The sequence below is a fragment of the Dietzia sp. CQ4 genome (genome assembly GCF_014145125.1).
GTDB classification, from domain to species: Bacteria; Actinomycetota; Actinomycetes; order Mycobacteriales; family Mycobacteriaceae; genus Dietzia; species Dietzia natronolimnaea.
In genome coordinates, this window is the sequence record NZ_JAALDZ010000026.1 from 17,224 (window position 1) to 33,333 (window position 16,110).

Below are 16,110 nucleotides of genomic sequence, written 5' to 3' on the forward strand. Positions count from 1 at the left end.
GTGACGGGCAGAAAGGTCTCAGGTAGATGCATATCGCAGAGGGTTTTCTCCCCTCGGCGCACGCCCTGGCATGGACGGCCGTCGCGGCACCGTTCGTGATCCACGGCGCGCGCGAGGTCATCAGGACGGTCCGCCGGACACCGGAGGCGGGCGTCCTGCTCGGCGTGGCCGGGGCGTTCACGTTCGTCATGTCGGCCGTCAAGCTCCCGTCGGTGACGGGCTCCAGCTCACACCCCACCGGGACCGGCCTGGGGACGATCATCTTCCGGCCCCCCGTCATGGCCTTCGTCGCCACCGTGGTGCTCATCTTCCAGGCGTTGCTGCTCGCGCACGGGGGCATCACCACTCTCGGCGCGAACGTGTTCTCCATGGGGGTCGCCGGGCCGTGGGTCGCCTACGGCGCGTTCGTCCTGTGTCGTCGGATCGCGGTGCCGCTGCTCGGCGCGGTCTTCGTCGCCGCGTTCCTCGCCGACCTGGTGACGTATCTCGTCACCAGTGCCCAGCTCGCACTGGCGTTCCCGAGCGCCGAGCACGGCCTGTGGTACTCGATGGCCGAGTTCCTCGCCGTCTTCGCCATCACCCAGATCCCGCTGGCGATCGTCGAGGCCCTGATCGTCGTGGTGATCGTCAGCGTGCTCCTGCGCATCGCCTCCCGCGAGCTCGACCTGGTGGGCTTCTTCCGGAGGGCGCGACTCGCCGGCGCGGGGACCTTCGCGGATCCCGGGGATCGTGCCGATTGGGTCGAGGCCACGGAGTCGGTGCGATGAGCGGGACGAAGCACGTCAGCGCGTGGGTGTTGGTGGGACTGGTCGCCGTCGCGTTCGCGATCGCGGTGCTGTCCCTGGTCTACGGCGCCGGGGCGGGCGGCGAGTTCGAGGGTGCGGACGGGCAGGCCGAGGGCACCATCAGCGAGGTCTCTCCCGACTACGAGCCGTGGTTCGAGCCGCTTCTGCCCGAGTTGCCGGGGGAGGTCGAATCGGGGGTGTTCGCCCTCCAGGCCGGGATCGGCGGCGTGATCGTGGGTTACGGACTCGGCGTCCTGCGAACACGCAGCAGGCAGCGTCGGGAGAGCGTGACGGGTGCGGCGACCCCGTCGGCGGCGGCCACGGGTCCGACCGGACACTGACCGACCGAGCACCAGGTGAACCCACTCGAGCTCGCGGCGTCCCACAACCGCTGGTCGGACCTCCCGGTAGTCGAGAAGCTGCTGCTCTTCGGCGGTCTACTGGTGGCGGCACTTCTCGTGCCGCCACCGGTGGGCCACGTGGCGATCCTGGCCGTCTGCTGCTTCTGCGCACTGGTGCTGGCCCGCGTCCCCGCCAGGATCTATGTCGCGGCGTTGCTCGCACCCGTCGCGTTCCTGGTCCTGGGCATCGGTCCACTCGTTCTGGACCTGACGGACTGGCGCCTCGTGGTGGATCCGGCCGGGGTCGACACCGCCTGGCGGACGGTGACCAGGGCGATCGCCGCGACGGCCGCCACCATCACCTTGGCGTGCACCACGCCCGTCGCCGACCTCCTGGCCGCCGGCCGGCGGGCCGGACTGCCCGCCCCGCTGGCCCACGTCGTGGACACCACCTACCGGCTCATCGGCCTGCTCATCGACTCCGCCCGCACGCTGAGGCAGTCCCACGACCTCAGGCTCGGACACCACACCGCCCGGGCCGCGATCTCCTCTGTCGGAACGCAGTTCGCCTCGGTCTTCGTCTTATCCGTCAGGCGGGCACGGGCGATCGACGACGCCATGTCCATGCGCGCCGAGCGCGGCCAGACCGCGGTGCTCGCCGAGGCGGATCCGGTCTCGGCCACCCGCGTGTTCGTCATCTGTCTGGTTCTCGCGTCCGTCTCGATACTGGGGGTCCTCACGTGACCGTCCTCGCTCTGCGCGGTGCCCGGTTCTCCTACCGGCGTCTCGACGCCCACGGAGGCCACACCCACACCGTGCTCGACGGCGTCGATCTGACGATCACCGCCGGGGCGAGGGTGGCGCTGCTCGGTGGTAACGGCAGCGGCAAGACCACGCTGATGCGGCTGCTCGTGGGCCTGAACCGCCCCGATGCCGGGGAGCTGGAGCTGGACGGGGAGCGGGTCCGGGACCGCCGCGCCGACCGCACCCGCCTGCGGCAGTCGGTGCAGATGGTGCTCCAGGAACCCGACGACCAGATCTTCGCCACGACCGTGCGGGCCGACGTCTCCTTCGGCCCGGTGAACCTCGGATTGGATCGCGCCGAGGTGGCCCGTCGGGTCGACGAGGCCCTGGCGGCGCTGGCGATCACCGACCTCGCCGACCGCGTCCCCCACCACCTGTCCTTCGGGCAGCGCAAGAGGGTGGCCCTGGCGGGTGCGCTGGCGATGAGGCCCCGCGTCCTGCTGCTCGACGAGCCGACGGCCGGGCTCGACCCGCTCTCCTGTGAGGACCTGCTCGCGGCGCTGGAGTCACTTCGTGCCGCGGGGGCGGCGATCCTCATGGCCACGCATGATGTCGACCTCGCCTGGGCCTGGGCGGACGACGCGGTGGTGCTCTCGGGCGGAGCGTTGGTCCGCGGCCCGGTCCACCGGGTGCTGCAGGACGAGGGACTCCTCGCCGCGGCGCGGCTCACCACGCCATGGGGAGCCGCGGTGTCGCGCCGGGTGGGCCGGACGGTGGTGCGGCCGGGGGAGGTCTGATCCCGTCCGCGAGCTGCCGCGCACTCGCCCGCGTGCCGGACATGGCCGGTGCCAGCGGTGGCGCGGTGTTCACGAGCACACCATGATGGCACCGTGTGCCGCTATGGCGGACAGCGTGAGCAGGATGTGAGTTCTCAGGGAAGAAAAGCAGTGTGGGGTCGGGTGTCACGTCAATGCGTACCCATCCCTTGTTCGGCCGCGCGCGGCGGCAGCGTCTCCCGGTGACGTGGCTCGGGCCACGTTCTGTCGGCGTGTACGGCAGTGGGCGAGACACCTTGTCAAGGAAGAAAAGGGGTGGGAGTGACTTCGGCAATCGAAGGCGACGAAGAAATACGATGGTCCCAGGTGGAAGACAGTTTCTTCGTCGGAAATTTCCGCGGGAACTTCGTGGGGTACATCGACCGGAATCCTGACGGCAGCTTCACCTGCTACGACAGGATGTCGAGACCGCACGGCGAGTCCGGTTCGCTGGACGAGGCGATCTCCAGCCTGAATGATCTGTACTTCTCCGATGCGAGTGAGGGAGGGTTGAATGTCGCTGGACGCTGAGTCCCCCACGTCGCCCGGGACCGGGCACCTGAAGTATCTGGTGTACACGAGCGTGCCGGTGCGGAAGATGCTGTCGGGCGACCTGGAGTCCATCCTGTTCACCTCCCGGGAGCGCAATCGTGCCGCCGATATCACCGGTGTCCTCCTGTTCAGGAACAACTGTTTCATCCAGTTCCTCGAAGGCCCCCCGGCCGCGATCGACGAGTTGATGACGCGCATCGCCGCCGACGACAGGCACAGTCGTGTCCGGGTCCTGTTGACGGAACCCGCAGCCGAGCGCAGCTTCGCCGACTGGAAGATGGGCTTCGGCATCCCCAAGGAGACCCGGTCGACCGGAGTCGACGGCGTGCGGGACAGCTTCAACGACCTCACTGGCGGGTCGAGCTACGACGTGGTCCGTCGGGCCGCCGAAGACTTCTCGATCTGGTTCAAGGTCAAGGAGCGCTCGATCTCGACCACCGCCTGAGCGTCGACTCCTCCTACACGCGTGCGACGGGCACGCCGGCGCGCAGGACGCGATGCGCCCCGCAGTGGCAGGACTCGTAGGTCACGGTGCCCTCGCTGGTCGGGTGGGACGAGCGGCGCAGCCAGGCGTGCTGATGCTGGCCCGGGTCCGCAGGCTGCGGAACGGGGGCGTCGTGGTCCCGGTCGTGGTGGAGGTCAGTGGGTGAACAGGCTGCTGTGGTCATGCGCTGACTGTGGTGCAATGGGTCAGTGCAGTTCAACCATGGCAATATGGTCGGCCCGACACTCGCGGCGGAGCTGGCCTCGCTCGCCGCCGGGTCGTGGGACGCCGACGCGGCCGTCGGGGTGCTCCGCGCCCACGGCGTCCGCAGGCCCGATCTCGACGACGCCAGGTCAGAACGCCTGCGGGAGTGGGCGTCGCGGCTGAGAGCGCCGTTCTCGGCGCCGGACGTTGACTCCACGTGCGACGCGATCAACGAGCTGCTGGAATCGGCCGCGTCGAGGCCGTCCCTGAGCACGCACGACGGGCACAAGCCCCACCTGCACTTCGCGGCCGACGGTGACGATGTGGTGGAGCGCGTCAGGGCCATCACCGCGGGCGGTCTGGCGATCTTCGCGGTCGAGTCGGAGGGCTGTCGTCTGGGGGCCTGTCTCCGCGCGGGGTGTCCCGAGGTGTTCGTCGACACCAGCCGGAACGGCGGACGGCGCTACTGCAGCGCTCGATGCGGTAACCACGACGCCGTCCAACGGCACCGGGCCCCCGGCCGTCGCCGCGGGTGACGCAGGGGCGCGGTTGGCGCCGGGTCCCGGCTGACGATGGGGGGTGTCGGACGGCCGCGAGATCGGGGATCATGTGTCGATGGAGACGCGAGACGAGCCCTGGCCGGCCATGCCCCTGGAGTCGTGGATCGACACCAGGGACACACTCCACCTGTGGACCCAGATCGTCGGGAAGACGCGCATGGCCCTCGGGCCGGAGATCAACCACTGGTGGGGCATCCCGCTGTACGTGGACGCGCGGGGGCTCACCACGTCCCTCATGCTGGCCGGGCACCGCGGCCTGGAGATCCGCTTCGACTTCGTCAGCCACGAACTGCTGTTCCTCGTCACCGACGGCAGCACCCGCCGGATGGCGCTCGAGCCGCGGACCGTGGCAGAGTTCTACGCCGAGTACACCGGCCACCTGAATGATCTCGGGTTCGACGTGCCGATCGTCGGGACCCCGGTCGAACTGCCCGAGGTGATCCCGTTCGCCGAGGACACCACGCACGCGTCGTACGACGCCGACTCCGTGGCCCGCTTCTGGAGGTCCCTGGTCAGCGCGCACGGAGTCCTCTCGACGTTCCGCGGTGGGTTCCGGGGGAAGTCCTCGCCCGTCCACTTCTTCTGGGGCGCGTTCGATCTGGCCGTCACCCGGTTCTCCGGACGCTCCGCCCCCGAGCATCCCGGCGGCGTCCCGAACTGCCCGGACCGGGTCATGCACGAGGCCTACAGCGACGAGGTGTCGAGCGCGGGGTACTGGCCGGGTGGTGCGGAGGAGGGCCTCTTCTACGCGTACGCCTACCCCCACCCCGAGGGGTACGACACCCATCCGGCGGTCGAGGCCCCCGCGTACTGGGACGCCGAGCTGGGCGAATACGTGCTGCCGTACCACCTCGTGCGACAGGCACCGGATCCCGACGCCATGGTCCTGGGGTTCCTCGAGCAGACCCATCGCGCGGCGGAGGAGACGGCGGGTTGGGACCGGGTCCGGCCTCCCCGGTAGTCCGTCGGCGGGGCATGTCCTCGCCATTGTGAGGGGTACCCGCGCCGTGTCCGGCTCGTCGATCGTTGACCGGACGCGTCGGCCGGCCTAGGCTGACTGAACATTCAGTCAGCGACGAGGTGGCCGCCATGCCCCACGACGACCCGGCCCGAGGTGGGGCTGATCGTCGCAGCGCCGATCGCAGCGGAGTCGACCGCATCCTCGACGCCGCGATCCTCAAGTTCGGCGCCCACGGCGTCACGGGGACGAGCCTCAAGGCCATCGCCGCCGAGGCGGGGGTGTCGCAGGCGCTGATCCTCCACCACTTCGGGAGCAAGGACCGACTGCACCGGGCCTGCGACGAGCACGTGGTGCGGCTGGTGCGGCAGGGCAAGGAGTCCGCGATGGGCCAGGGTCCGCAGCTGGATCCGCTCCAGTCGCTGCGGCAGATCGAGGACAGTCGCCCGCTGCTGCGCTACCTGGCCCGCACCCTCTCGGAGGGGGGCGATCACATCGCGCACCTCATCGACGAGATGGTCGCCGACGCCGAGGCCTACACCGGGGCCGCCGTCGAGGCCGGTCTCATCAAGCCCAGCGCCCATCCGCGCGAGCGAGTCGTCGTGCTGACGCTCTGGTCACTGGGATCGCTGGTCCTGCACGAGCACATGAACCGACTGCTCGGCGTGGACTTCCTCGACACCGAGGCCCCGCCGGAGAACCTCGCCCCGTACATGCTCCCGGTCGTGGAGCTGTTCACCCAGGGGCTGTTCGAACCCGGAACCATCGACCGGTTCGCGGACGCCTTCGACACCCCTGACGACCCCCGGAAGGAACAGTGAGCACCATGGACGACGTCGTGATCTCGGCGAGCGGACTGGTCAAGACCTTCGGCACCACGCGCGCCCTCGACGGTCTGGACCTCGAGGTGGCCCGGGGGGAGGTGCACGGCTTCCTCGGCCCCAACGGCGCCGGCAAGTCCACCACCATGCGCGTCCTGCTGGGACTGCTCCGGGCCGACGCCGGCACCGTCCGACTGCTCGACGGCGACCCCTGGACCGACGCCGTCGAGCTCCACCGCAGGCTCGCGTACGTGCCCGGGGACGTGGAACTGTGGCCCACCCTCACCGGCGGCGAGGCGATCGACCTGCTCGCCCGGCTGCGCGGCCCGCTCGACAGGCGTCGTCGCGACGCGCTGTGCGAGCGCTTCGACCTGGACCCCACCAAGAAGGCCCGCACCTACTCCAAGGGCAACCGGCAGAAGGTGGCGCTGATCTCCGCCCTGGCCTCCGAGGTGGACCTGCTCCTGCTCGACGAGCCCACCGCGGGCCTGGACCCCCTCATGGAGGTCGAGTTCCAGGAGGCGATCGGTGAGGTCAAGGCCGCCGGCCGCACGGTCCTGCTCTCCAGCCACATCCTCGCGCAGGTCGAGGTGCTGGCGGACCGCATCTCCATCGTGCGGCAGGGTCGCACCGTCGAGACCGGGAGCCTGGAGGAGCTGCGCCACATGACCCGCACGACGATGGTCGCCCGGACGGACCGACCGGCGGACGATCTGCGGCGGGTCGAGGGTGTCCACGATGTGGAGATCGACGACGACGACGAGGTCCGCTTCCAGGTCGACGGCGACAGTGTCGACGAGGCCGTCCGTGCACTCGCACCACTGGGCGTCCGCTCGCTGGTCGCCCACCCGCCGACCCTCGAGCAGCTGCTCATGCGCCACTACGGCGACGCTGCTGAGGCCGGTGCGGGAGAGACCGGTGCATGGGAGACCGGATCGACGGGGACCGGGTCCGAAGGCCGGGCGGCAGCGCGATGACCACCGCGACCGCTCCCGCCCGCGAGCGCCCGCATGCCGCGGGTGGCGATGACCCGCTGGCAGGCACCGGCACCCTCGTCCGGTTCTCCCTGCGGCGGGACCGGCTCAAGCTCCCGGCGTGGGTCGGCGGCCTGGGGCTGTTCGTGATCTACATCGGCGCGGCCCTCCCGCAGCTGGCGCCGACGGAGGACGACCTGGCCGCGGTGGTGCCCCTGTTCACCCAGCCGGTGGGCCGGATGTTCACCGGCCCGGCCTACGGCATGGACGCCCCCACCTTCGAGCGGTTCTTCGCCGCCGGCTACGCCCCGTACCTGTTCCTGCTCGCCGCGCTCATGAACATCATGCTGGTCACCCGGCACACCCGCGTCGAGGAGCAGACCGGCCGCGCCGAGCTGATCCGCGCCAACGTCACCGGCCGACACTCGGCCCTCACCGCGACCCTGATCGTCGCCGCGATCACCAACGCCCTCGCGTGCGTGGTGGTCGCCGGATTGGCGATCGCAGGCGGGTTCGCCCCCCTCGGCTCCCTGCTCATCGGGCTGGGCACCGCGCTCGCGGGGATGGCGTTCGCCGGGATCGCCGCGGTGACCGCGCAGCTCAGCGCCTACTCGCGGGCGGCGGCGGGGATGGCCGGGCTGGTACTCGGGGTCGCCTTCATCCTCCGTGCCCTCGGCGACATGGCGGCAGTCGGGGGAACCGCCTTGTCCTGGGCCTCGCCCCTCGGGTGGGCGGCCCAGACGGCCCCCTACGTGTACGACCGCTGGTGGCCGCTGCTCCCCCTCGTCGTCGTCGCCGTGGTCGGTTCGGCCGCCGCCTACGTCCTCCAGTCACGCCGCGACTTCGGGGCGAGCCTCCTCGCCCCGCGCCCGGGCCCCGCCCACGCCGGCCGGTTCCTCGGACGGCCGGTGGGCCTGGCCGCCCGGCTCCAGCGCGGTGCCCTGCTGGGGTGGGGCGCGGCCGTCGTCGTCCTGGGAACGGTCAACGGCGCGTTCACCGACGCCATGCTCAGCGCGAGCGGGGACATGCCGCAGGCGATGCAGGACATGTTCGGTGCCCAGGGTCTGGTCAACGGCTACGTGGCCTTCCTCGGGTCGTTCGTCGCCGTCCTCACCGCCGCGTACGTGGTCTACGCGACGCAGTCCCTCCGCGACGAGGAGGGCAGGGGCCGCGCCGACCTGATCCTGGCCACGCCCGTCAGCCGGATCTCATGGGTGGGCGCCCACCTCGCCGTGGTGGCCTGTGGCGCGGTGCTCATCCTGGCGGTGACCGGGATCTGCACGGCGCTCGCCGCTGCCGTGGTCACCGGAGACACCTCGCTCGTCGGTGGGGTGATCGGCTCGCACCTCGGCGCCACCCCGGCGGTCCTGCTGGTGCTGGGGGTCTGCGGGGTGTTCTACGGCTGGGTTCCCCGGTTGACCGCGCCCGTCGGCTGGGCGGTGGTCGCGCTGATGTTCCTGGTGGCCAACTTCGCCGACCTGCTGGACTTCCCCGGGTGGCTCCGGTCGCTCTCGCCGCTGCACCATCTCGCCGCGGTCCCGGTGGAGGAGTTCGCCCCGGCGCCGTTCCTGCTGGTCCTCGTGACGGCCGGCGCGCTCGTGGCCGCGGGTCTGGTGGGGTTCAGGCGTCGGCAGGTCTCGGGCTGACCGCGACCGAACCGGGCATTGATAGCCTCTGCCGGGTGACCAGGACTCGTGGACGGCCGCGCCGCAACCCCGGGTCGCCGACCGGACTCGGCAGCGAGCAGGACATCCTCCACGCCGCGGGAGAGCTGTTCGTCACCAGAGGCTTCGGCCGGACCAGCACCCGGGCCATCGCGGAGGGCGCGGGGTTGCAGCAGGCCAGCGTCTATCACTGGTTCGGGTCCAAGGACGAGATCCTGCTGCGGCTGGTGCTCGGCACGGTGATCCCGTCCCATCGGATCGCCGACCGGCTGGTGGCCAGCGACGCCCCCGGGCACGTCCTGTTGTGGGCGCTGGCGTACGCCGATGCGGGGTTGCTGCACGAGGACCCGCAGAACCTGGGGGTGCTGTACTTCGATCCGGAGCTCGACGGCGACCAGTTCAGCGAGTTCCACGAGGTCCGGGACTCCCTGCACGAGGCCTACCGGGTCCTGCTCGAGCGCACGACGGGCGAGGCCGCCACCGACGTCGACGTGGCGATGCTCGTCGGACTGGTGGAGAACGTCATCACCTACCGGCGCCGGACCCGGTCGCCGATCCCGGACGACACCCCGGCCCGGGTCGCGGACGCGACGCTCCTGCTGGCACGGGTCCCCGACCTCCTCACCGACGAGACGCGGGCCCGGGGACTCGAGATCCTCGGCGATCTCGACTCCCCGGGCCCGGCGTCCGCCGGATGACGCCGCCGGCGACGGACGTCCCCGGGCGGGGCTAGGCCCTCGCGGGGACCTCGACTCCCCGGTCCGGTACCGGTGCGTCGACCGCGGGTGCCGACGTGGCCTTCCGGGTGTCGGCCCGGGTGTCGGCGGCGGCCACCGCCACGTAGACCACCAGTGACACGGCCGCGGCGAGGAACGTGGTCCAGCCGTCGACGCTCGTGGTGACCACCTCGTTCGGGATGTACAGCAGGGTGTTCTCCACGCCGTAGATCGTCGGTGTGAGGACGAAGAACCCGAGCCGGACCCCCAGTCCCAGCGCGGCCGAGATCACCAGTGCCCTCGTGCTGACCAGTCGGGTCCACAGCGACAGCACGAACGGCACCACGAGACTCGCGCACAACAGGTCGAAGGTCAGGGTGAGGAGGATCCCGGTGTGGTTCACCCGGAGAGCCACCAGGATCCCGATGGCGGCCACGGGGACCATCGCCCACCGGGACGCCTGCAGCACGCTCAACCGCAGGGTCCTCGTGTCGAGGATGGTGCCCACGACGATGGACGAGGTCGCGAGGAGGATGCCGCTGACCGTGGTGAGGGAGGCCGCCAGCAGGGCCGAGATGACCAGCATCGCGATCGGTGTCGGCACCTGCCCGGTGAGGAGTTGGAAGAGGATCGGCGACTCGGAGTCGCTGTCCCCGAGCAACCCCGCCCCGGCCACGGCGACCGCGGCCAGCGGGACACACAGGACCACGGTTCCGACGGCCGCGATCAGGCTGGCTGCCCTGGCGCTCCGGGCCGTCCTGGCCGAGGACACCCGCTGGAAGACGTCGATGGCCACCAGGTTGCCGAAGCCCAGCGCGAAGAGCGTCGCCCAGTTGATCGCCGCGCCCGCCGCCGGGGCGGTCAGCTGCTCGAGATCCGAGATGCCGAGCCCCTCCGGTGCCGTGTAACCGGGGCCGAGGAACATCCACAGCGTCAGCCCGACGAACCCGACCCCCATGACCACCATGAGGAACAGTCCGGTGTACACGGACGCGAACATCCCGCCGACCATCGTGTAGGCGAGGATCGCCACGGTGACGAACACGATCGCGACCCAGTAGGGCACCCCGACGAAGTGATCCATCATGTGGCCCAGGGCGACGAGGTTGCCCGCCATGAGGATTCCGAAGCTGGAGACCGTCAGGACGGCCGCCAGGATCTCGCCGGTGCGACCGAACGTCTGCCGGAAGTAGCCGGGCAGCGAGTACAGCTCGCGCTCCCGCACCTTCTCGGCCACGAAGAGCCCCATCAACAGGAACGACACGGCGATCCCCAGGGGCATCGCGGCACCGGCCCAGAAGCCGAAGCCGCCGGCGAGATCCGCCGCTCCGACGGTCGCGTTGGAGTCGATCACCTGCGACATCAGCAGGACGGCGACGAGCGGCACGGTCAGCGTCCGACCCGCGACCGCGAAGTTGTGGTTCTGGCCCTTCACCCTCTTCGAGGACAGCAGGCCGAGGACCACGAGCAGGGCGACGGTGCCGCCGATGGCGAGACTGATCATCGGGACTCACCCACCAGGGCGGTCTCGCGACCCAGCGAGTACAGGGGACGCGCGCCCTCCGGGAGTGCGAGATCACCGTCCGCGATCCGTCGCCTCAGGTAGGCGAAACTCTGCGCGGTCTGGGCGAACAGGTGCTCGCCGGCGTGCAGCGGCTCGTAGGTGGAGTCGTTCGAACCGGGGAACGTCAGGGGAGCGACCACCGTGTCGTAGTCGACGGTGAAGAACAGCGGGTACGAATACCGTTCCCTCGAGACCTTCCTGACCCGGTGGGACGTGGCGACGAACGCGCCGTTGGTCCACACCTCCAGCAGGTCCCCGATGTTCACGACGATCGCGTCCTCGCGGTACGGGACCTCGATCCACTCTCCCCGGCCGTTCATCACCTCCAGCCCGGGAGCGGTGGGCTTGAGCAGTGTCAACGCCTCGTAGTCGGTGTGCGCTCCGATCCCGGGGCGGTCCTCGGCGTCGGGGTTGTACGGGTAATGGATCAGCCGCAGCTGCGAGGGCGGCTGGGTCACCGACCCGAGGAACGTGGCGGGGTCGAGGTCGAGGTACCGGGCGAACGCCGCGAGGAGCCGCGACCCGAGTGCGAACACCTCGTCGTAATAGGTCGTCACCGCCTCCCGGAACCCCGGCAGGTCGGGCCACTGGTTCGGCCCGAGCAGGGGGTTGCCGGCCAGATACTCCGGGTGGTCGGCCGGCAGGTCGATGGACAGGTCGTAGGCCTCCTTGAGGTCCGGGGTGGCGCCGGCGAACACCTCCTCCCCGATGGGGACGTATCCGCGGTGGTTGGTGGAGTTGCCGATGTACACCTCCCGCTTGACGGAGTCCGGCTGGCTGAAGAACCGCTGCGAGGCCTCGTGCATCGCGCGGAACGTCTCATCGGCCACGCCGTGGTTGACGATGAGGAGGAAGCCGACGCCTCGGGCGGCCTCGCCGAGTCGGTCGACGCACTCCGCTGAGGGCCCGCGGGGATCGGCGAGCGTGGACACATCGATGACCGGGATCGACTCGAAGTCGACGTCGGGTCGGTGGGGGTCAGTCATTCTCGGCTCCTGAGTGGGTCGGGCGGGTCGCGCGGGTCGGGTGGATCGGGTCGAAGGGCACGGGTGGACCGGAGTGCTCGCCGGCCCGCCAGGAGATGACGAAGCGGCCGTCGGAGTGAGGGGACAGGGAGAAGAGGGGAGGCTCGGGCCCCGACCACGACGAGTACCGCGCGAGCCAGCCCTGAGCGGTCCGTGAACCGATGTGCACCGACGACGGCCGGCCCCCCGCGGGATCAGCGCCCAGCGCGAGACCGAAGCTGTCGCCGACGCAGACGACCAGCGCCTCGGTGCCGTGGTCATCGACCCCCCTGGCCTCCCACACCGGTCCGGGCTCGTCGGGGCGTTGCTCCCACAGCTCGACGTAGTCCAGCTGTCGGCCCACCTCCAGCAGTCCCCACCCCGGCACGTCGAAGAGTTGCCCGATATCGGCGGACCCGAAGGCCTCTCCGGCGGCGATGGCATGGATCCACTCGAACTCGCCGATGGCGGCGTCCGTGCACTGGAGTCGGCCGGCGAAACCCATGTGGAACTCCTTCGCGCCCGAGTCGTCGGTGGAGAACCTCGCGTCGCAGAACAGTCGGTTCCCCTGGATCCAGACGACGTCGGAGCACTGGTCGGGGGTGGCGTCGCGGGAGTGGAACAGGCGACGCCGGTAGACCGCGGGAGCGGGGCGCAGGGCGGGTTCCATGGGACTCCTCCAAATCGATCACTCGAACGGAATTAGTGAAACGGCGCTGCGTTGCGCCGCTGTTACGTGGGCGTCAAGGGATGAGAAATTGGGCGACCGTCGGAGTCCGGGGGCTGGCCGGGCCGATGTGGGCTGCGCACCTCGTGGCGCGCGAGATCGCCTCGTCGCGCGCGCCTTCCCTCGTAGAGTGGCGTCATGAACCTGCTCCTGCTGTCCCTCGGCGTGGGCGCCGTCCCCGACTTCCTCGCCGAGCACGTCAACCGGCCCGCACCCGCTGTGCGCATCGGGTACCTGAACGACGCCGCGAGCCCCTACGCGGGAGCCGGGTTCGTCGCCGCGGAGCGCGCGCAGCTCTCGGACCTGGGTTACGTGTTGACCGACATCACCGTTGCCGGCATCGACGACGCGGGCGAGTTCGCCGGCCTCCTCGACGGGGTCGACGCCCTGTACGTCGCGGGCGGCAACACCTTCGTGCTCATGGCGGCACTGCGCCGTCGCGGTGCGGATGCGGCCCTCGTCGAGCGGGTTCGGGCGGGGCTGCCCTACATCGGGTCGAGTGCGGGATCGGTCATCACCGGACCCAGCATCGAACCGGTCAGCCTGATGGACGACCCCACCGCCGCCCCCGAACTCGCCGACCACGCCGGACTCGGTCTGGTCGACACCGTGGTGATCCCCCACGCGGACGGCGCGCTCCCGCCCTACCCGCCCGAACTCATCGCACGGCTCGTGGAGACCTACGGGAGCACCTACCCGCTGACACTGGTGAACGATGATCAGGCGTTGCTCGTCGAGAACGAGACGGCACGCCTGATCAGTTCGCACTGACCTGGGTCCGAAAGTGACACGTTCTCGACACCGGTAGTGGCTACGATCGCTCATGGCTCGTTGGGCACTGCGCCCGACCGCCGATCCGACTTCCACGACCCCACGGGGATCTCTCCCCCACAGAGGACGGCCATGTGCATCCCGTTTCTCGATCGCATCCGCGATCGCCGCCGGTATCACCCCGATCTCCGCCTCGCGTCAGTGGTGCTGCCCCCGCGCCTCGTGGGACCGCTGACCCTGCCGGCGGTGCAGAGGATCGGGACACTGCTGCCAGGACTACGGGGAACGGAGACCCACGAACTCGACTCGGGCGCGACGGTGCGGGTCTTCCGTCCCCCAGGTGATCAGTCGTCGCCCTCGGCAGGCCTTGTATGGATCCACGGCGGTGGATACGTCGTCGGTTCTGCGGCGCAGGATGACGTGCTCTGCCGGGCTCTGGCGCGGAGCACCGGTGCGACCGTCGTGTCGGTCGACTATCGACTGGCGCCGCAACACCCATTCCCGGCGGCGCTCGACGACTGTCACGCGGCGCTCGGATGGCTGGCCGCTCAACCCGGTATCGACACCCGCCGGATCGCCGTCGGCGGCGCGAGCGCCGGCGGTGGGCTCGCAGCCGCGCTCGCGATCCGGGCCCGGGATGAGGGCCCCGTCGCCCCGGTACTGCAACTGCTCGCGTACCCGATGGTGGACGACCGGACCGACACCCGCGACCGGCGACACCGACTGTGGGACGCACGATCGAATCGGTTCGGCTGGACGAGCTACCTGGGCGGGGCCGACCCGTCCACGGCCTCTCCGGCCCGCCACCCTGATCTGGCCGGGGTCGCTCCGGCGTGGATCGGCGTCGGCACGGTGGATCTGTTCTTCGAGGAGGACAAGGCGTACGCGGATCGTCTGGAGCGAGCCGGAGTGCCCTGCGAGTTCCTCCCGGTTCCGGGCGCGTTCCACGGTTTCGACCTGGTCGTCACGCGCGCCGGGGTCAGTAAGGACTTCTTCCGGGCGCAGTGCGATGCACTACGGCAGGCCTTCGGCGAGTGACGGGGTCGTGACTCAGTCCGACAATCCGGCCACGCTGTACCCCGGATGTGACGCCGCCGGCGACCCGGCCCACTGATCACCACATGACTGGAACGGGCAGCTGGGAGACGGATCGATCACCACCAGGACGACACCGGTCGAGGTTCAGGGGTTCACCTCCTCGCAGTGAGGACCCGGAGTGACTCGTCGAGGGCGTCCGCGGCCCACGGATGTCCGAGCGGGTGAAGGGCAACGGTGGTCGCAACTTGAGTACGTTGCTTAACGGGCCCGCGACCGAGGTCAGGAGTCGGGCGCACACCGCCGCGTGGGCGGTCAGGTACGGATTCTGAGCGACTCGGTCCGCAACCGAGTTCTCACGCGGCCCCGGATCTACACCCAGTCGACCGACAGCGGCGACCTGCGTCCCCACCCGACGGTCTGCAACAACGGCTCGTCCAGCTCGAGGGCGGGGTGTCCCAGGCACAGGTACGCCAGGGGCCGGGCCCCGTCGGGCACGGGCACGCTGTCGGAGAGGTGGTCGGGGTCGACGAGGCTCACCCAGCCCATGCCCAGGCCCTCGGCCGTCACGGCCAGCCACAGCAGGGTGATGGCGGCGACCACGCTGTACTCGGTGGCCGCCGGGACGCTCGTGGTGCCCAGGACCGGCCCGGCGGGCGGCCTGTGGCTGACGACCAGCCCGACCGGTGCCTGGAGGATGCCCTCGAGGCGCAGGGAGTCGTAGAGCTCGCGTCGCCGGCCGTCGAATCGCTCGGATTCCGCGCGGCGCACGGTGCGGAATCCCTCGTGGACGGCCTCGCGCACGCCGCGGTCCTCGATCACGGTGACGTGCCAGGGCTGGCTCAGCCCGACACTCGGGGCCACGGCGAAGACCTCGAGGAGTCGCTCGATGGTCTCGCGCGGCACCGGGGTGGGGTGGAAGTGCCGGTGGTCGCGGCGGGTGGCGAGGATCCGCCACAGCGCCTCGCGGTCGGGAGCACCGCCTCCGCCTCCGCCTTCGTCGTCGTCGTCGTCGTTTCTCTCACCCCGTGGAGCGGCGGTCATGACCGCACGAACCGCGGACTCCACACCCGCCCCGACTCGGTGACGCGGGTCCCGGACGCGCCCACGATGAGCAGGCACTTCATGTCCACCGAGTCGCAGTCGAGCTCGGCGAGAGTGGTGATGGTCAGGGACTCCTCGGCCCGGCCCACGTCGCGGCCCACCACCACCGGGGTGGCCGGGTCGCGATGCCGGAGGAGGACGTCGCGGGCGTCGGCGACCTGGCGGGTGCGCGAGCGCGAGGCGGGGTTGTAGACCGCCAGGACCAGGTCCGCGGCGGCGATCGCGTCGAGACGACGGGAGATGACCTCCCAGGGCTTGAGCCGGTCGGACAGGCTCATCACGGCGAA

General features: G+C 70.5%; 20 protein-coding genes. 14 read left to right on the plus strand and 6 right to left on the minus strand.

The genetic code is table 11. From position 1 onward, the window contains the following. Positions 1-26 precede the first annotated feature (26 nt). The 6 genes from G6031_RS01775 (at position 27) to G6031_RS01800 (ending at position 3,682) form a co-directional block, all read left to right on the plus strand. The gene (locus tag G6031_RS01775) at positions 27-767 is read left to right on the plus strand and encodes an energy-coupling factor ABC transporter permease (RefSeq protein ID WP_182652230.1); all 741 of its coding nucleotides are present in this window, start codon (positions 27-29) and stop codon (positions 765-767) included. Then, a complete protein-coding gene (locus G6031_RS01780) occupies positions 764-1,126 on the plus strand; it encodes an energy-coupling factor ABC transporter substrate-binding protein (RefSeq protein WP_182652231.1) in 363 nt (120 codons plus the stop codon). The genes G6031_RS01775 and G6031_RS01780 overlap by 4 nt, the downstream gene beginning before the upstream one ends. A 15-nt stretch (positions 1,127-1,141) precedes the next feature. Continuing rightward, positions 1,142-1,870: a cobalt ECF transporter T component CbiQ gene (cbiQ, locus tag G6031_RS01785; protein WP_182652232.1), complete on the plus strand. Its 729-nt coding sequence runs from the start codon at positions 1,142-1,144 to the stop codon at positions 1,868-1,870. After that, positions 1,867-2,667, plus strand: coding sequence for an ATP-binding cassette domain-containing protein (locus tag G6031_RS01790; RefSeq protein WP_182652233.1), 801 nt, complete (start codon positions 1,867-1,869; stop codon positions 2,665-2,667). The genes cbiQ and G6031_RS01790 overlap by 4 nt, the downstream gene beginning before the upstream one ends. A 300-nt stretch (positions 2,668-2,967) precedes the next feature. Beyond that, the gene (locus tag G6031_RS01795; protein ID WP_347238423.1) at positions 2,968-3,216 is read left to right on the plus strand and encodes a hypothetical protein; all 249 of its coding nucleotides are present in this window, start codon (positions 2,968-2,970) and stop codon (positions 3,214-3,216) included. Beyond that, positions 3,200-3,682 carry a BLUF domain-containing protein gene (locus tag G6031_RS01800; RefSeq protein ID WP_182652235.1) on the plus strand — a complete coding sequence of 161 codons (483 nt, stop codon included), beginning with the start codon at positions 3,200-3,202 and terminating at the stop codon, positions 3,680-3,682. The genes G6031_RS01795 and G6031_RS01800 overlap by 17 nt, the downstream gene beginning before the upstream one ends. A 13-nt stretch (positions 3,683-3,695) precedes the next feature. Here the strand turns inward: G6031_RS01800 and G6031_RS01805 are convergent, their stop codons facing one another. Further along, positions 3,696-3,905 (minus strand): hypothetical protein, encoded by a 210-nt coding sequence (locus tag G6031_RS01805; protein ID WP_182652249.1) that lies wholly within the window; start codon positions 3,903-3,905, stop codon positions 3,696-3,698. Positions 3,906-3,951: 46 nt separating this feature from the next. Between G6031_RS01805 and G6031_RS01810 the strand changes: the two genes are divergently transcribed. From G6031_RS01810 to G6031_RS01835, 6 genes are all read left to right on the plus strand, one after another. Continuing rightward, positions 3,952-4,461, plus strand: coding sequence for a CGNR zinc finger domain-containing protein (locus G6031_RS01810; protein WP_187701985.1), 510 nt, complete (start codon positions 3,952-3,954; stop codon positions 4,459-4,461). Positions 4,462-4,540: 79 nt separating this feature from the next. After that, on the plus strand, positions 4,541-5,446 hold the full coding sequence (locus G6031_RS01815) for a DUF5996 family protein (RefSeq protein WP_182652236.1): 906 nt from the start codon (positions 4,541-4,543) through the stop codon (positions 5,444-5,446). Positions 5,447-5,574: 128 nt separating this feature from the next. Continuing rightward, positions 5,575-6,264 carry a TetR family transcriptional regulator gene (locus tag G6031_RS01820; RefSeq protein ID WP_182652237.1) on the plus strand — a complete coding sequence of 230 codons (690 nt, stop codon included), beginning with the start codon at positions 5,575-5,577 and terminating at the stop codon, positions 6,262-6,264. A gap of 5 nt (positions 6,265-6,269) precedes the next feature. After that, positions 6,270-7,241, plus strand: a complete 972-nt coding sequence (locus tag G6031_RS01825; RefSeq protein WP_182652247.1) for an ABC transporter ATP-binding protein — start codon at positions 6,270-6,272, stop codon at positions 7,239-7,241. Then, entirely contained in the window at positions 7,238-8,884 is a 1,647-nt protein-coding gene (locus tag G6031_RS01830) for a hypothetical protein (protein ID WP_182652238.1), read from the plus strand. Before G6031_RS01825 ends, G6031_RS01830 begins: the two co-directional genes overlap by 4 nt. Positions 8,885-8,919: 35 nt before the next feature. Next, on the plus strand, positions 8,920-9,600 hold the full coding sequence (locus tag G6031_RS01835) for a TetR/AcrR family transcriptional regulator (protein WP_182640683.1): 681 nt from the start codon (positions 8,920-8,922) through the stop codon (positions 9,598-9,600). 31 nt (positions 9,601-9,631) lie between these two features. On the opposite strand, the gene G6031_RS01840 is transcribed toward G6031_RS01835, so the two are convergent. From G6031_RS01840 to G6031_RS01850, 3 genes are read right to left on the minus strand one after another with little or no spacing between them, the layout of a single operon-like run. Beyond that, positions 9,632-11,122, minus strand: coding sequence for a sodium:solute symporter (locus G6031_RS01840; RefSeq protein WP_182652239.1), 1,491 nt, complete (start codon positions 11,120-11,122; stop codon positions 9,632-9,634). Further along, on the minus strand, positions 11,119-12,168 hold the full coding sequence (locus tag G6031_RS01845; RefSeq protein ID WP_182652240.1) for an isopenicillin N synthase family oxygenase: 1,050 nt from the start codon (positions 12,166-12,168) through the stop codon (positions 11,119-11,121). Before G6031_RS01845 ends, G6031_RS01840 begins: the two co-directional genes overlap by 4 nt. Beyond that, positions 12,161-12,856 carry a hypothetical protein gene (locus tag G6031_RS01850; protein WP_182652241.1) on the minus strand — a complete coding sequence of 232 codons (696 nt, stop codon included), beginning with the start codon at positions 12,854-12,856 and terminating at the stop codon, positions 12,161-12,163. The genes G6031_RS01845 and G6031_RS01850 overlap by 8 nt, the downstream gene beginning before the upstream one ends. 195 nt (positions 12,857-13,051) lie before the next feature. Here G6031_RS01850 and G6031_RS01855 point away from each other — a divergent pair, with 195 nt between their 5' ends. Together G6031_RS01855 and G6031_RS01860 are read left to right on the plus strand one after the other, a co-directional pair. After that, positions 13,052-13,684 carry a Type 1 glutamine amidotransferase-like domain-containing protein gene (locus G6031_RS01855; RefSeq protein ID WP_182652242.1) on the plus strand — a complete coding sequence of 211 codons (633 nt, stop codon included), beginning with the start codon at positions 13,052-13,054 and terminating at the stop codon, positions 13,682-13,684. A gap of 132 nt (positions 13,685-13,816) precedes the next feature. Continuing rightward, complete coding sequence (locus G6031_RS01860; protein ID WP_182652243.1) at positions 13,817-14,722, plus strand: alpha/beta hydrolase; 906 nt, start codon at positions 13,817-13,819, stop codon at positions 14,720-14,722. Between the two features lie 369 nt (positions 14,723-15,091). On the opposite strand, the gene bluB is transcribed toward G6031_RS01860, so the two are convergent. Then, a complete protein-coding gene (bluB, locus tag G6031_RS01865) occupies positions 15,092-15,763 on the minus strand; it encodes a 5,6-dimethylbenzimidazole synthase (protein ID WP_241737131.1) in 672 nt (223 codons plus the stop codon). Then, the coding region (locus G6031_RS01870; RefSeq protein WP_241737132.1) for an SAM-dependent methyltransferase at positions 15,760-16,110 on the minus strand (351 nt) is incomplete at its 5' end. The genes G6031_RS01870 and bluB, both read right to left, overlap by 4 nt.

Coding starts and splice junctions, on each gene's coding strand:
- G6031_RS01775 (WP_182652230.1), top strand. CDS start 27: ATGCATATCGCAGAGGGTTTTCTCCCCTCGGCGCACGCCCTGGCATGG.
- G6031_RS01780 (WP_182652231.1), top strand. CDS start 764: ATGAGCGGGACGAAGCACGTCAGCGCGTGGGTGTTGGTGGGACTGGTC.
- G6031_RS01800 (WP_182652235.1), top strand. CDS start 3,200: ATGTCGCTGGACGCTGAGTCCCCCACGTCGCCCGGGACCGGGCACCTG.
- G6031_RS01805 (WP_182652249.1), bottom strand. CDS start 3,905: ATGACCACAGCAGCCTGTTCACCCACTGACCTCCACCACGACCGGGAC.
- G6031_RS01810 (WP_187701985.1), top strand. CDS start 3,952: ATGGTCGGCCCGACACTCGCGGCGGAGCTGGCCTCGCTCGCCGCCGGG.
- G6031_RS01815 (WP_182652236.1), top strand. CDS start 4,541: ATGGAGACGCGAGACGAGCCCTGGCCGGCCATGCCCCTGGAGTCGTGG.
- G6031_RS01820 (WP_182652237.1), top strand. CDS start 5,575: ATGCCCCACGACGACCCGGCCCGAGGTGGGGCTGATCGTCGCAGCGCC.
- G6031_RS01825 (WP_182652247.1), top strand. CDS start 6,270: ATGGACGACGTCGTGATCTCGGCGAGCGGACTGGTCAAGACCTTCGGC.
- G6031_RS01830 (WP_182652238.1), top strand. CDS start 7,238: ATGACCACCGCGACCGCTCCCGCCCGCGAGCGCCCGCATGCCGCGGGT.
- G6031_RS01840 (WP_182652239.1), bottom strand. CDS start 11,122: ATGATCAGTCTCGCCATCGGCGGCACCGTCGCCCTGCTCGTGGTCCTC.
- G6031_RS01845 (WP_182652240.1), bottom strand. CDS start 12,168: ATGACTGACCCCCACCGACCCGACGTCGACTTCGAGTCGATCCCGGTC.
- G6031_RS01850 (WP_182652241.1), bottom strand. CDS start 12,856: ATGGAACCCGCCCTGCGCCCCGCTCCCGCGGTCTACCGGCGTCGCCTG.
- G6031_RS01855 (WP_182652242.1), top strand. CDS start 13,052: ATGAACCTGCTCCTGCTGTCCCTCGGCGTGGGCGCCGTCCCCGACTTC.
- G6031_RS01860 (WP_182652243.1), top strand. CDS start 13,817: ATGTGCATCCCGTTTCTCGATCGCATCCGCGATCGCCGCCGGTATCAC.
- bluB (WP_241737131.1), bottom strand. CDS start 15,763: ATGACCGCCGCTCCACGGGGTGAGAGAAACGACGACGACGACGACGAA.